Genomic DNA, 13,403 nt, shown 5'->3' on the forward strand with positions numbered 1-13,403 from the left:
CTGCCCTCGCCCAGATCCGTAGGTAGTGATGCGACCCTCATGGGCCCAGCGCCTGAGTGTGCTTGTGGGCCGGCCAGTCCAGTACGCGGCAGCCTCTGGGTCAATAAGAACCATGCAGCCGCCCCCAGTTGCGTCTGATACAGGCATGCAGGTAACACGAGGATGACAGACATTACGCTCGCCCAGCTCAGAGGCACAAGGGGGTACGACTGATCGTTGCCGTAGGACGATCCGATCGCCAGCGCGCAGTCTGGCCAGAGGCTGCTTGGACGACAAGGCTGCCGCTGGCCACCGCTTTAGGAGTGAGGTTGGGCAGGTGCTCGGGTGACCAGCGGCTTTGCCGTCTCGGGCGCGTCTGGCGCTGAGCGCCGTGCCGTACCGCGGTTCCCCGTGAGACCCCGTCCGTTCTGGCACGAGAGTGGCACGGCCCTCGGACCGTGCCAAAGCCCCTCGATGCGAACTACGGGCGGGGCGGTCGTCGAGGTCTGGTGGGCTGGTCAGCCGGACTGTGAGAGGCATGGGGGGTCAGCGCCGGTCGGTGGGGTTGCTGTACTTCGCTGCTGTACGGGAGCCGGTTCTGCTCTACGGCGTCCGGCCTCCGCTCTCCCTAGACGGTGAGCAGAGCAGCAAGAAGCAGAGCCGCCATCGCAGAGAAGACCCGAGGTTTCCTCCAACCGGGCCCTGAAGCCTGGCGGTTGAGTTCCCAGGCCCACACGAGACCGCCACCTAGGCCAAGCGCGCTTCTCAGCAGGAAGACGGCAGTCTGCATTGTGAGCCTCCAGGAGCGTTCCAAACGGACGGGCAGGCTATCCATGGCGACGGTTCCGCGAGTGTCCGGCCCCAGTTTGGAAGATCGCGTATGCGGATCCCGCCTGAGCTGGCAAAACGCTGACCTGCACGTTTCTGGGCTGCGCGCCGTGGTTCCCCGCTGTTCCCCGACGGTTGCCGCCCCATCGGGCACGCATGGGGCACGGTGGCTGGCTGCGTGCGGCTACGGCGACGGACTCGGCTTCCTGCGCCGAACGAATCGACGGCAGGCTACCCAGAAGTTGATCAAGAGCAGCATTGATCCGGCGATGGGCCAGCCCACGGACTCACCATCCCGGTAGGTCTCGATACCGAGCGCCAGCACCAGTGAACCGACCGCCACGCCCATCAGGTCGAGGAAGACGTCTGCCGACCGCGCGATCTTCGAGAGGTTGACCACGGCTTGATCGTGACAGGTGAACGTGGTCGCCGCCAAGGGCGAGTTCTCTGCCGCGACCTGCACCCAGCCACGCCGTCGGCGGATGCGGCTGTGCCGTCAACGGTTGTCAGCGTTGGTCGCCCTTGTGCGCCCTCGCACGGCCCGGAGACGGCCCGAGACTCCCGCAGGGGGAAGATCTCCCTGGAGGGGTGTTAGTGGACATGCTTGAGCTGATGGAGTGGCTGGCCGAGCGGGGAGTCACGACCGTGTTCAAGGTCGACGGTGACCGCATGACCGAGCACAGGAAGGCATGGATGGTCATCGTCAGTGGTGGGGCACTTGGTGATGACTCGTTCTTCCGTGCGGACCAGGGCACGGCCGACGCGTGCCTTGACTCGTTGCTCGCTCACCTAGAGAGCAAGGGCTTGTCGCCGTTCGCATGACCGCGTCGCCCAGGTGGTCGACGCAGCCACTCGATGCGAACTACGGGCGGAGAGGTCGCTGAGGCCTCGCGCCCTGATCACGAGGGTGGCAACGGCTCGTGCCGGTTGCCTGCGGTCGCCACGGTTGCTGTACTTCCCTGCTGTACCGCAGATCAGCCGGCGATGATCCGCACAATCGGCTCCTGAGACACGACCTCGATCGCTCCCCAGTCGCCTTCGAGTTGGTAGACGGCCCCGACCTTTCGCAGTGCATCGATCCCGCCCCAGTCCTGCTCGCCGCTGGCATCCACTGCCGGCCTGATGCTGCTCTGGCGGGCCCAGGTGAGTTCCTGAACCGCGGGAAACTCGATCACTGCCTTTCGGAAGCAGGCCACCTCACCTTCGAGTGGGTCTCGGTAGGACGGGTGGGCCCACCCGATCATGAGGTCCAGCGTGATGTTCAGTCGGCCTGGTGTTGCCTGGATCTCCAAGACGAAGCTGTCTTCCAGACTGGTGCCCTCGAAGCCGGGAAAGCTCGTATTGAATCGGTTCTGCCATGAGTTCCTCGCGGACAGGGGCCCATCGGGACGCCGTCCATAGGCCGAGGACGGCGCCCCCACTTGGGCACAGGATTTGAACCTGGGGCCTCATCCCTATCAGGTCGATTACACGGCCCTGTCGACAGCGACCAACCCGTCCTGGACTTTGACTAGCAGTCCACTGGCGTTCGGCATTGACCGGCGCCGTTCGCCTCTGTTGGTGTCAGGTGGTGATGTCAGGATTCAGTCTCTCTTTGACAGGCTCCTCACGTGGGGGCACGCGTCGCACGCCCGCGCGATAGCCCACCACCCCACCGGCGATGAATGAACAGCCCACCAGGAGTATGACGGCCTCTACCTGCGCATTCCGGTTTCCCTCGATCACGCCCCTGATGACTTCAGCGACCAGCAGCACAAACGCACCCAGCCCAACCCAGCCCCTCCAGGACCGAGATGCGCGCCTACGAATTGGGCCCTCCGGCATGCTGCTCCTCTCCTGCGCTGACCACCGCGATCATCGACGCTTCATGGCCGGAGATCGTATATGTGCAGGTGGAGACGCTGATCGCTGCTAGGGGAGCTCGTAGTCAGTCGATGCGGTGACGTGACCGTGCCGTGTTCTGGCGAGGTGTCAGTATTTCCGCTCCAGCGTGCTGCCTGAGGGGAGCAAGCGCGGTCGGTGGAACGGCTTTGGGCGGGAGCTGCCATGGGGCGAGTGATCATGGCCCCTTAAGCTTCCGGCGAGTCGGGCAGTCTGTGGACCTGCCCGTTAAAGCACGACGTTGGGGCCATGATCTTAGAGGCTCGCCCCATGGTGGCTGCCTAAAGCCGTGGAGCCGACCGCCCCAGCCACAGCAGGTTTCTCCCCTCGCATAGCCGCGCCCGCCGTCCGACCGGTGGCCTGGTGCGGGATCAGCGGGCCGTACGAGCGCCGGCGTATCTGGCAGCGTCGGCCCGCATGTCGCCGCCACCACGATCCGGCCTCTTTCGGTGACACAACATGTCTTTGACCTGCCCCGTTGGGGATCACCGTTGGTCCCCGTGCCCGTGTTGGAATGTGGCCGCTGCGGGCGGCGACGGCGGGCGGCGCCGTGCGGCCGGTGGCGAAGACAGGTGAGGCGGCGCGGCGGCGACCGTCGGCGCCGCCGCGCTTGGCGCGGCCCTCGGGTCCTTGATCCGATCTACCGGAAGTAGGCAGCCGGGTGGAAAGGGGTAGGCGGTGGCCCCGGTAGCGGGGCGTTGGGATCTGGCTGCTGGTGTGTCTTCCTCTTCCTGAGGCCGGATCGTGGTGGCGGCGGCATGGGGGCCGGGAGTGGCCGTTGATGCGTTTGGGTGGAGTGTGCGGCGGCCGGGTTGGCGATGATCGACGAGGGCCGTTGGCCGCCGGACGAGCGAGCGCAGCGAGCCTTGAACCAGTAGAGAAAGTTGTAACTCACCCTGCTGGATGGGGCTTGAAGGTCTCGGCGCAGGCCGAGAGTTCGGCGCCTTGTCGGTGCATGAGCGGCAGGAAGAGCACCGGACGGATCGTCCACGTGATCCGCGTGTTGGCGTGGGTCACTGACACCGTGCACGGCTCGGATCGCAGCAGAGCTCGGCGGGTCTCGATGCGGCCCTCGTACAGCCACTCCCAAGCCTCGTCAGATGCGTCCGCGTCCAGGGCCGGTGAGATCGTCCGCAGCGTGACCGCTACCCAACGGTCAGCCTGAGGGGCTGAGTAGGCGTCGAACGCTGCTAGCAGTGCCGGCTGCCATCCTTCGGCCAGGTCCTTGGTCCAGCACTCGCACCAGTAACCCCACTGCGGTGGCTTCATCAGCACAGGTGGCCTCCCCGCCGTACGTCCGCGTACAGCTCCGCGGTGACCGTGTGCCCCTGGTCGCTTTCGTGGACGACGACTCGATGAGCGATCGCGCTGACCATGCCGAGTCCCCGGCCGTGCTCGGCGTCCTGGTTACGGTGCTCGACCTTGGGTGCTGTGCCGGCGCCTCCGTCGTCCGTGACCGACAGTGCGACCACCTGCGCCGAGACCGCAACGGCCAGGTGGAAGCTGCCGTATGCCTGGCCGCTGGCCGTGTGGAGGATCGCGTTCGCGCTCAGCTCGCTCACGATCAGCTCGGCGTCCTCGGCTAAGGGCGAGCCTCGCAGGATGTCGCGGGTCCATCGGCGGGCCCGGCTCACCTCTTCCGGGAATCCTGGGCAACTGAGCCCCCAGACCCGGGCCCTACTCGTATACTCGTGCATACAAGTTCCTTCGTGCTGGTAGGCCGCCATGTGTAGCGGGTACGGGCTAGACGAGTTTCACGCCGTCGTGGGCGCGGACGGCCGGCGGGGTCATCGCGTCGAGTGCGTCCAGGACGCGGATCGCGTATGCCTCGTCGGCAAGCTCGGTGACCTCTTCGCGGGTGGCCCAGCGCAGGGCGCGGGTCTCGTTACCGGTGGTGGGCGTACCGTCGACGGCTTCGCAGCGGAAGACCAGCGAGACGATCAAGCCCGTCATGTTCTTGTAGACGCCGGTGAGGGTCGCGGGAAGAGCGATCTTGATGCCGGTCTCTTCGAGGACTTCACGCTGAAGGGCCTCGGGGATGGTCTCCTCGCGTTCGAGGACGCCGCCCGGGGGCTCCCACTTGCCGTTGTCTCGGCGCTTGATCAAGAGGGCACGGCCGTTGTCGTCAACGATGACCCCGGCGACGCTCACGGAGTGCGGGCGTTCTGTGCTCACGTTCTTCGGCCCTCTCGGCTGGCTAGGCTCTCCACCGTAGCAACAACACTCGCCCACTCGTCTAGATACCTAAAGGAGTCTCTGTGACCTCTCTATCGAGCGTTCTCGGCGCCCTGGACCCCACGAGTGATCGTGCGGTCTTCCGGCAGATTGCCGACCAACTGCGCGAGGCCATCGACCGTGGGCGCTTCAAGGAGGGCGAGAAGCTGCCTTCAGAGGCCGAGCTGGTCGAGCACTACGGAGTCTCCCGGATGACGGTCCGGAACTCCTTCTCGATCCTCACGGGAGAGGGCCTGGTGCACGCCGAGCACGGCAAGGGTGTCTTCGTCAGGCCCCGTCCACCTGTGCGCCGGCTCGCCTCCGACCGCTTCGCCCGCCGCCACCGCGAGCAGGGCAAGTCCGCGTTCATCGTGGAGGCCGACGCCGCCGGCAGCCATCCGCAGGTCGACAGCCTGGAGGTCAAGGAGGAGAAGGCGAGCCAGGACATCTCCACGCGGCTCGGCTCGGTACGGCGAGTGCTCGCCCGGCGTCGCCGGTACCTGCTCGACGGACGCCCGGTGGAGTTCGCCACGTCCTACCTGCCGCTCGACATCGCCCGCGGCACCCAGATCGCCGAGCCCAACCCCGGCCCCGGCGGCATCTACGCCCGTCTCGAAGAGCTGGGCCACCACCTCGACCACTTCGAGGAGGAGATCCGCGCCCGCATGCCTTCGCCGGCCGAGGTCAAGACGCTGCGCCTGGCCGCGGGCGTGCCGGTCATTCACCTCGTGCGCACCGCCTTCGACACCGAGGGGCGGGCCGTGGAGGTCTGCGACACGGTGATGGCGGCCGACGCGTACGTCCTCTCCTACCAGCTCCCGGCGACCTGATCGGCGGTGCGCGAGGCCACTTCTTCGGACTCGTACACGCCGACAGGCATACTCGTATAGATGAGTGGGCAAGTTGTGTGGCATGGTGATCTCGTTCCCGGCGATGACGGGTTCTCAGATCGCATCTTGTATAGACGAGTAGATGGGAAGAAGCCTTGCGCACCATCCGTGTGGAGACCTCGGCCGCGACGATCCTGCTGACCGAGGCGCCCGAGCCCAAGGTCCGTGACCGGCAGACGGGCGAGATCGCGAAGGACGCCGTCAGCGGTGAGTCGCTGATGACGATCGGCGTCGTGTACATCGAGGAGGGGGAGTCGTCCCTGATCAAGGTGACCGTTCCGGAGAGCGGAGTCTCGGAGGGCCTCGCCCTCGGCTCGCCGGTCTCGCTGCCCCGTCTGGCTGCTCGGCCGTGGGAGAGCGTGTTCAACGGACAGCAGCGGCACGGCATCGCCTACCGGGCCGCCGCCGTCACCCCGGCCGCCTTCCCCGCCGTCGTGGGGGCCTCCGCCTGATGTCCGACCTGACAACGCTCCTGGAGGTGGGTGGTCCCGTCGCCGCACTCGGTGGTGGGGCTGCCTACACCCGGGCGCGACACCCCGGCCTCTACTGGTCCACGGTCGGCTTACCGCTCTCCACGGCCCGGCTGCTCAGCTCGTACGGGTCTGTCATGGAAGCCTGCGGCCTCACCGTGGCCCCGTCCCGGCTGCGCGTCCTGGCGGTCAAGGCCACCAGCCGCCGCGAGGTCCGACCCGTACCGCCGCGACGCGGAATCATCCGGCCGACCACGACCGGGCTTCGTCTCCGTCTGAGGCTCGCCCCCGGGCAGGAACCCGCTGACCTGGCCGCTTCCGCCGAACGGCTGCGGCACGCTTGGGGCGTCCACGCCGTCTACGTGACCACGGTCAAACCCGGTGTGGTGGACCTGCGGCTCGTCGGCTTCGACGTGCTGAAGCGGGTCCGCATGCCGCGCAAGGTCCCCGCAGGTCTTCTCCAAGTGCCGGTCGCGCTGCGGGAGGACGCCACGCCGTTCGTACGCGACTACCGCACCGTGCCGCATCAACTCACGCTCGGCGCTACCCTGTCCGGGAAGTCCATGTACCTGCGCCACCTGGTGACCGGCCTCGCTCATCAGCCCGTCGCCCTGGTCGGTATCGACTGTAAGCGCGGCGTGGAGTTGGCGCCCTTCGCTCCGCGGCTCTCGGCGCTGGCCACCGACCCGGACCAGGCAGCCGAGCTGCTGCCCGCGCTCATCAGGGAAATGGACGACCGGTACGACCTGATCAAGGCCCGGCAGGGCATCGCACCCGGCACACCGGACGAGGAGATCACCTCCGACATCTGGGGACTGCCCGAGCGCGAACGCCCCGTACCCGTCGTGCTGTTCGTCGACGAGGTCGCAGAACTTCCTTGTCGCGACGAAGAAGGAAGAGGCCGCCCTCGATGTCCACCCTCGGATCGCGATGCAGATCCTGCGCCACTCCGAGATCGCGGTGACCATGGAGGTCTACACGCACGTTCCCTCGGCGGACACCAGGCGGGCCCTCCGGAAGCTCGGGAGGGCTCTGGGCGGCAGCAAGCAGAAGGACGGCAAGAAGAAGGGCAAACGCAAGCAGGAGGAGCGGCCGGACGGGGACGATCGTCAAGAGCCATAGCGGTTGCTGTACTCCGCTGCTGTACAAACGCTCAGAGGCCCATCCGCGATCACGCGAATGGGCCTCTGACCTGTGTCGGGGTGGCGGGATTTGAACCCACGACCTCTTCGTCCCGAACGAAGCGCGCTGCCAAGCTGCGCTACACCCCGATCGTCGCCGCTTGTCGCGGCGACGACGTTTACTTTAGCCCACTGGTGGCCCCAGGCGAAATCCGGTTTAGACGCGGCGGCGGGTCGGGGTCGGGCGGGTGTGGTCGACGGCGATCAGGAGGACCGCCAGGGCGTAGATCGCGAGGCCCGTGAGGAGGGCGTTCGCCAGGGTGCTGCGGTAGCCGTCGGCGTCGGCGTCGAGGAACGGGTACAGGTAGTGCGCCGGGGTCGAGGGGGCCAGGAGTACGGCTCGGGTCAGGTAGAAGGCCAGGTAGGCCAGGGGGTAGAGGAGCCAGGCCGCCGCCTGGCGCAGGTGCAGGCGGGCCGCCGGGGTGAGGAGCAGCCAGTCCAGGACTACCGCCGCCGGGACCACCAGGTGGAGGACCTGGAGGGTCGCCCACTGGGCGTGCCAGCGGGCCGGGAGCGCGGTCGCGTCCGTCATGGCGAACGGGGGCACCGCGTGGTCCAGGAGCAGGTGGTACACCAGCGCGGTGATCACGGCGTACAGGAGAGTCGCGCCGGCCACGGACGACGGCAGTGGGCGCCGGGCGCGCCAGGCCCTCGACGCCGACATCAGCATGACGACCGCCACCAGGATGTTCGTCTGGACGCTGAAGTAACTCAGGGTCCGGGCGGGGGTGCCCAGGAGGAGTTCCAGGGCCACGCCGGCCGCCGCCGCCAGCGCGGTCAGGAAGCGGAACACCGCCACCGGCGGGCGGCGGATCGGGGCGACCACCGCCGCGGCCGGGACCGGGGCGGGCAGCAGGAGGGGTGGGGCCGGGACCGCGGGCAGGTCCGGCATGTCCCTCGGTATCGGAGCGGTCATGCCCCTCACGCTAGGCAGAGAGGGGCAATGCGGCCATTTCGGGCACTCCGGATGGGTTGCATCCCCCACACATCCCCCCACGGCGCTGCCACCCCCTACGGCACCACCGCCCCCTACGGGACTACCACCCTCGGCAACACCGCCCCCGCCCCACCAGCGGCAGCGCCTACCCCTCTCGCCCCACCAGCGTCAGCAGCGTCGCCTCCGGCGGGCAGGCGAACCGTACCGGCGTGTAGCGGTTCGTGCCGCAGCCCGCCGAGACGTGGAGGTAGGAGGTGTGGCCCTCGGCCGTGTGCCGGGACAGGCCCTTCACCCGGTCCGTGTCCAGGTCGCAGTTGGTGACCAGGGCGCCGTAGAAGGGGATGCACAGCTGGCCGCCGTGCGTGTGGCCGGCCAGCACCAGCGGGTAGTCGTCCGCGGTGAAGGCGTCCAGGACGCGCAGGTACGGCGCGTGTACGACACCCATCGAGAAGTCGTACGTGCCCGACGGGCCGCCGGCGACCCGCGCGTAGCGGTCGCGCTTGATGTGCGGGTCGTCCAGGCCGGTCAGTTCGACCGACACGCCCTCGACCTTCAGCACGCCCCGCGTGTTCGTCAGGTTCAGCCAGCCCGCCGCGTCGAAGCCGTCCCTGAGGTCCTCCCAGGGGTTGTGGATCACGCCCACCGCCGGCGTGTTGCCGTTCAGGCCGTGCTTGCCGCTGGCCTTCTCCAGCAGGTAGCGGGCGGGGTTGCGCAGGCGAGGGCCGTAGTAGTCGTTGGAGCCGAAGACGTACGCGCCCGGGAACTCCATCAGCGGGCCCAGCGCGTCGAGGACCTCGGGGACGCCCTCGGGGTCCGAGAGGTTGTCGCCCGTGTTGATCACGAAGTCCGGGCGCAGGCCGGCCAGCGACTGCAGCCAGCGCTGCTTCTTGCGCTGCCCGCCGACCATGTGGATGTCGGAGACCTGGAGCACGCGCAGCGGGCGCATGCCCGGCGGGAGGACGGGGACCGTCACCCGTCGGAGGCGGAAGGAGCGGGCCTCGAAGCCCGCCGCGTACGCCACTCCGGCGGCTCCCGCCGCCATGATTCCCAGGGGTACTCCGTATCGCGCGCGCATACCTCCATCGTGTCAGACCTCACCAGGGCCCCGGGACCGGCCGCCCTTAAATGCGCGGGCGCCCGCACCGTCGTAGCTGCGACAATCGACGGCATGACCACCACGCTCAAGTCGAAGCTGCAGGACGACCTCAACGCCGCGATCAAGGAGCGCGACGAGCTCCGCTCCTCGACGCTCCGGCTGACGCTCGCCGCGATCACCAAGGAGGAGGTCGCGGGCAAGGAGAAGCGCGAGCTCTCCGACGACGAGGTCCTCAAGGTGATCACCAAGGAGGCCAAGAAGCGCCGCGAGGCGGCCGACGCCTTCGCGCAGGGTGGTCGTGCGGAGTCGGCCGAGCGGGAGAAGGCGGAGGGTGAGCTGCTCGCCACCTACCTGCCGAAGCAGCTGTCCGACGACGAGCTGAACGTCATCGTCGCCCAGGCCGTCGAGGAGGCGAAGGCGGGCGGCGCCGAGGGGCCGCGTGCCATGGGCGCCGTGATGAAGATCGTGAACCCGAAGGTGGCCGGCCTGGCCGAGGGCGGCCGCGTCGCCGCCGTGGTGAAGAAGCTGCTCCAGGGCTGAGCCCGGAGGCCCGGAGGAAGGCGTTACGACGGCGGGGCCGCAACCCCTGTCTAGAGGTGCGGCCCCGCCGTCGTACGTCAGGAGCGGAAACGCTCGCTACCCGGTGCCGGGCTAGCCCCGTCGTCCCCCGGTGCCGTTGTGCCCGCCGTTGGTCTGGCCCTGGATGAAGTTGCCGGGGAGGGAGAAGGTCGGCGTCGGGATGGTGCCGCCGGTGGCGTCACCCGTGGTGCCCCCGGTTGCTCCCGTTGTTCCCCCGTCCGTCTGTCCGCCGATCAGTCCCCCGATCAGTCCCCCGTTGTTGTTGTCCCCGTTCCTGCCCCCGTTGTCCCCCCCGCGTCCTTTTCCCTGGCCGTCCCCGGGGTTGTCGTCGTCGGGGATGTCGACCAGGTTGAAGTCGGGTGCGTCCTTGCCCTCCAGGGCGCCCGCCATGGCGTCGCGCCAGATCGGGCCGGGGACCTGACCGCCGTAGACGAGGTCGCGGTAGACCCCGCCGATGGTGATGTGGGTCATCTCCACGTTCTGCTTGGCGCTGCCGACCCAGACCGCGCCGGCCATGTTCGGCGTGTAGCCGACGAACCAGGCGTTCTTGCGGGAGTCGGTCGTACCCGTCTTGCCCGCGCTCTCCCGGTCGCTCAGTCCGGCCTCCTGGCCGGTGCCGGAGTCGACCACACCGCGCAGCAGGGTGTTGACGGTGTCGGCGGTCTGCTCGCTCATCGCCCGCGAGCAGGTCGACTTGGGCACCGGGAGCGACTTGCGCTCGTTGCCCACCTTCTGGGTGATGGACTCGATGGCGACCGGGGTGCAGTACATGCCCCGGGAGGCGAAGGTGGCGTACGCGCTCGCCATGGTCAGCGGGGAGAGGCCGATCGAACCGAGCGCGATGGACGGGGTCTGGGGGAGCTTCGAGCCGTCACCCTGCACGACGTGCAGCGCGTCGGTCATCTTCACCACCGGGCACAGGCCGATGTCGGAGATGAGCTGCACGAAGTAGGTGTTGATGGACTTCGCCATCGCCTCCTTCATGCGGTACGGGCCTTTCTCCGACTCGTTCTCGTTCTCGACCGTCTCGTTCCTGGTGTTGACGTACGGACTGCTGCTGCACCGCTGGACGGGGCTCGGGTAGTTCATCTTGTACGGCGCCGAGTACTCCTGCGTCGCCGGCTTGCCGCCCTCGATCGCGGCCGCCGCCACGAACGGCTTGAACGTCGAACCGGTCGGGAAGCCGTAGTTGGAGCCGCCCATGGCCCGGTTGACCGAGAAATTGTACTCGGTCTCGTTGTTGCCGTAGCCGAAGGGCTTGGACTGGCCCATCGCCAGGACCTTGCCGGTGCCGGGTTCGACCAGGGTGGCGGCCGCCGCGACCTTGTCCGACTTGTAGACGTGGTCCTTGAGGGACGCCTGCACGGACGCCTGCGCCTGCGGGTCCAGGGTCGTACGGATGGTGAGTCCGCCCTGGTTCCAGAGCTTGGCGCGCTCCTCGCGGGTCCTGCCGAAGGTCGGGTCGGTCAGGAAGACGTTCTCGACGTACTTGCAGAAGAACGCGGAGCTCTTGGTGGCCGTGATGCAGCCGTTCTTCGGCTGGCTGACGTGCAGCCCGAGCGGCTTCTCCTTGGCCTGGTCGGCCTCCGCCTGGGAGATGTCGCCCAGCTCGGCCATGCGCTGCAGAACGGTGTTGCGCCGCTTGGTGGCCTCGGCCTCGTCGTTCACCGGGTCGTAGCGGCTCGGGGACTGGACGATGCCCGCGAGCAGCGCGGACTGCTGCAGGCTGAGGTCCTTGGCGTGCTTGGAGAAGTAGCGCTGGGCGGCCGCCTCGACGCCGTAGGCCTGCTCGCCGAAGAAGGTGATGTTCAGGTAGTTCTCGAGGATCCGCTTCTTGCCGAGCTTCTCCTCGATCTGGATCGCGTACTTCAGCTCGCGGACCTTGCGGCCGAGGGTCTGCTGGGTGGCCTCGGCGACCTTCGTCGGGTCGTCGCCGGCCTCCTCGATGAAGTAGTTCTTCACGAGCTGCTGGGTGAGCGTGGAGGCGCCCTGGGCGACCCCGCCCGACTGCGCGTTCTTGTTCAGCGCGCGCAGCACGCCCTTGAGGTCGATCGCGCCGTGCTTGTAGAAGCGTGAGTCCTCGATCGCGACGATCGCCTTCTGCATGTACGGCGAGATGTCCTTGAGCTCCACCACCGTGCGGTCACGGGAGTAGACGGTCGCGAGCTGGTTGCCCTTGCTGTCCAGTATGGTCGTGCGCTGGCTGAGCCGGGGGCTCTTGAGGTTGGCCGGGATCTCGTCGAAGCCCTTGACCGAGCCCTTGGCCGCGAGGCCCAGCGCGCCGGCCGCGGGCAGCGCGATGCCCGCCATGACGGCTCCCGCGAGCACACTGACACCGAGGAACTTGGCGGCCTGCTGTGTTGCCGACAGGCCACCGCCCGAGCGCTTCTTTGGCATGGGGGCAGCCTAATCCGTACTGATGAGCGTTCCGATGGAGGCGGCCGCTTCTCGGGATGTTCGGGTGCCGGATCGTGATGTCCGCGATGTCCGGTGCGGACGTATCGGGGCAGGTGAGTGCGGTGCGCGGCGCGTCATGGCGCGGCAGAGCGGTGCCTACGTTTCCATTCGCCGGACACGCGCACAGGCGTTGGCCTAAGCTGCTATCAACTGTCACAGCGGTGCGGCCACGTATCAATACGTCCGACGACCCCGAATCGTTCCGGAAGTACCCGACTTTCTGATGCGGGCGTGTCCGAAACCGCCTTGTGTGTCACCTGACGCCCGGTGTGGCGCGTCACAGCCGTCCCGGTATGCCGGGATGGTCGCGCATGTCGTCAGCTCACTCCCGCGGGTGATCTGCCGCTTACCCATAGTCCGTTCGGGCCATTCAAGATTGGGCCCGAAGGGGGTGTTGCGCTGTCTCCACCTTCCGTAACGTCCTCAACTGGCGGCGGTGAATATGCCGCTGCCGCCGTGGGGGAGCCTCGATTCGGGAGAGGACGGCGCCGGTATGGGCTGGGTTACCGACTGGAGTGCGCAGGCCGCCTGCCGCACTACCGATCCGGATGAACTGTTCGTTCAGGGAGCAGCGCAGAACAGGGCCAAGGCGGTGTGCACCGGATGTCCGGTACGCACCGAATGTCTGGCCGACGCGCTGGACAACCGCGTGGAGTTCGGCGTGTGGGGAGGCATGACGGAGCGGGAGCGCCGCGCACTGCTGCGCAGGCGGCCGACCGTGACCTCCTGGCGTCGGCTGCTGGAGACCGCCCGCTCGGAGTACGAGCGTGGCATCGGCATCGTGCCTCTCGACAGCGACGAGGTGTACGAGAACTACGCGGCGGTGAGCTAGGGCTCCGCCCCGGCGCTGACCCTGGGCCACTCCGGCCGGCCGTGAGGCAGGGGAAGCAG

15 protein-coding genes, 1 tRNA gene and 1 pseudogene are annotated in these 13,403 nt (G+C 67.9%); 7 read left to right on the forward strand and 10 right to left on the reverse strand.

The genetic code is table 11. From position 1 onward, the window contains the following. Positions 1–991: 991 nt before the first annotated feature. Positions 992–1,243 carry a hypothetical protein gene (locus tag PV343_RS13525; RefSeq protein ID WP_319147128.1) on the reverse strand — a complete coding sequence of 84 codons (252 nt, stop codon included), beginning with the start codon at positions 1,241–1,243 and terminating at the stop codon, positions 992–994. Positions 1,244–1,407: 164 nt separating this feature from the next. On the opposite strand from PV343_RS13525, the gene PV343_RS13530 reads away from it, so the two are divergent. Beyond that, positions 1,408–1,629, forward strand: coding sequence for a hypothetical protein (locus PV343_RS13530; RefSeq protein WP_319147129.1), 222 nt, complete (start codon positions 1,408–1,410; stop codon positions 1,627–1,629). Between the two features lie 152 nt (positions 1,630–1,781). On the opposite strand, the gene PV343_RS13535 is transcribed toward PV343_RS13530, so the two are convergent. The 5 genes from PV343_RS13535 to PV343_RS13555 all read right to left on the reverse strand — a co-directional run bounded on the left by PV343_RS13535 (position 1,782) and on the right by PV343_RS13555 (position 4,839). Further along, positions 1,782–2,099, reverse strand: a complete 318-nt coding sequence (locus PV343_RS13535; protein ID WP_319147130.1) for a hypothetical protein — start codon at positions 2,097–2,099, stop codon at positions 1,782–1,784. A gap of 271 nt (positions 2,100–2,370) precedes the next feature. Then, entirely contained in the window at positions 2,371–2,562 is a 192-nt protein-coding gene (locus tag PV343_RS13540) for a hypothetical protein (RefSeq protein ID WP_319147131.1), read from the reverse strand. A 1,017-nt stretch (positions 2,563–3,579) separates the two neighbouring features. Then, positions 3,580–3,957, reverse strand: a complete 378-nt coding sequence (locus tag PV343_RS13545; RefSeq protein ID WP_319147249.1) for a hypothetical protein — start codon at positions 3,955–3,957, stop codon at positions 3,580–3,582. Continuing rightward, a complete protein-coding gene (locus PV343_RS13550; protein WP_319147250.1) occupies positions 3,957–4,385 on the reverse strand; it encodes an ATP-binding protein in 429 nt (142 codons plus the stop codon). Before PV343_RS13550 ends, PV343_RS13545 begins: the two co-directional genes overlap by 1 nt. 46 nt (positions 4,386–4,431) lie before the next feature. After that, a complete protein-coding gene (locus tag PV343_RS13555) occupies positions 4,432–4,839 on the reverse strand; it encodes an NUDIX hydrolase (protein WP_319147251.1) in 408 nt (135 codons plus the stop codon). Between the two features lie 107 nt (positions 4,840–4,946). Between PV343_RS13555 and PV343_RS13560 the strand changes: the two genes are divergently transcribed. From PV343_RS13560 to PV343_RS13575, 4 genes and pseudogenes are all read left to right on the forward strand, one after another. Beyond that, positions 4,947–5,732, forward strand: a complete 786-nt coding sequence (locus PV343_RS13560) for a GntR family transcriptional regulator (RefSeq protein WP_319147132.1) — start codon at positions 4,947–4,949, stop codon at positions 5,730–5,732. A gap of 155 nt (positions 5,733–5,887) precedes the next feature. Next, positions 5,888–6,244 carry a hypothetical protein gene (locus PV343_RS13565; protein ID WP_319147133.1) on the forward strand — a complete coding sequence of 119 codons (357 nt, stop codon included), beginning with the start codon at positions 5,888–5,890 and terminating at the stop codon, positions 6,242–6,244. After that, a pseudogene (locus tag PV343_RS13570) lies at positions 6,244–7,166 on the forward strand (FtsK/SpoIIIE domain-containing protein); the annotation flags it as partial. The gene PV343_RS13565 and the pseudogene PV343_RS13570, both read left to right, overlap by 1 nt. Positions 7,167–7,192: 26 nt before the next feature. Next, a complete protein-coding gene (locus PV343_RS13575; RefSeq protein WP_319147259.1) occupies positions 7,193–7,384 on the forward strand; it encodes a hypothetical protein in 192 nt (63 codons plus the stop codon). Between the two features lie 75 nt (positions 7,385–7,459). On the opposite strand, the gene PV343_RS13580 is transcribed toward PV343_RS13575, so the two are convergent. From PV343_RS13580 to PV343_RS13590, 3 genes are all read right to left on the reverse strand, one after another. Further along, positions 7,460–7,533: transfer RNA gene (locus PV343_RS13580), tRNA-Pro, on the reverse strand. Between the two features lie 67 nt (positions 7,534–7,600). Next, positions 7,601–8,359: a Pr6Pr family membrane protein gene (locus tag PV343_RS13585; protein ID WP_319147134.1), complete on the reverse strand. Its 759-nt coding sequence runs from the start codon at positions 8,357–8,359 to the stop codon at positions 7,601–7,603. Positions 8,360–8,525: 166 nt separating this feature from the next. After that, positions 8,526–9,455 carry a metallophosphoesterase gene (locus PV343_RS13590; RefSeq protein WP_319147136.1) on the reverse strand — a complete coding sequence of 310 codons (930 nt, stop codon included), beginning with the start codon at positions 9,453–9,455 and terminating at the stop codon, positions 8,526–8,528. A 93-nt stretch (positions 9,456–9,548) separates the two neighbouring features. Here PV343_RS13590 and PV343_RS13595 point away from each other — a divergent pair, with 93 nt between their 5' ends. Beyond that, a complete protein-coding gene (locus PV343_RS13595; RefSeq protein WP_133924477.1) occupies positions 9,549–10,016 on the forward strand; it encodes a GatB/YqeY domain-containing protein in 468 nt (155 codons plus the stop codon). A gap of 111 nt (positions 10,017–10,127) precedes the next feature. On the opposite strand, the gene PV343_RS13600 is transcribed toward PV343_RS13595, so the two are convergent. Beyond that, positions 10,128–12,452 carry a transglycosylase domain-containing protein gene (locus PV343_RS13600; RefSeq protein WP_319147137.1) on the reverse strand — a complete coding sequence of 775 codons (2,325 nt, stop codon included), beginning with the start codon at positions 12,450–12,452 and terminating at the stop codon, positions 10,128–10,130. A gap of 553 nt (positions 12,453–13,005) precedes the next feature. Here PV343_RS13600 and wblA point away from each other — a divergent pair. Continuing rightward, positions 13,006–13,344: a transcriptional regulator WblA gene (gene wblA / locus PV343_RS13605; RefSeq protein WP_319147252.1), complete on the forward strand. Its 339-nt coding sequence runs from the start codon at positions 13,006–13,008 to the stop codon at positions 13,342–13,344. The last annotated feature ends 59 nt before the right edge of the window (positions 13,345–13,403 follow it).

Source organism: Streptomyces sp. WI03-4A (genome assembly GCF_033792105.1).
Taxonomy (GTDB): Bacteria; Actinomycetota; Actinomycetes; order Streptomycetales; family Streptomycetaceae; genus Streptomyces; species Streptomyces collinus_A.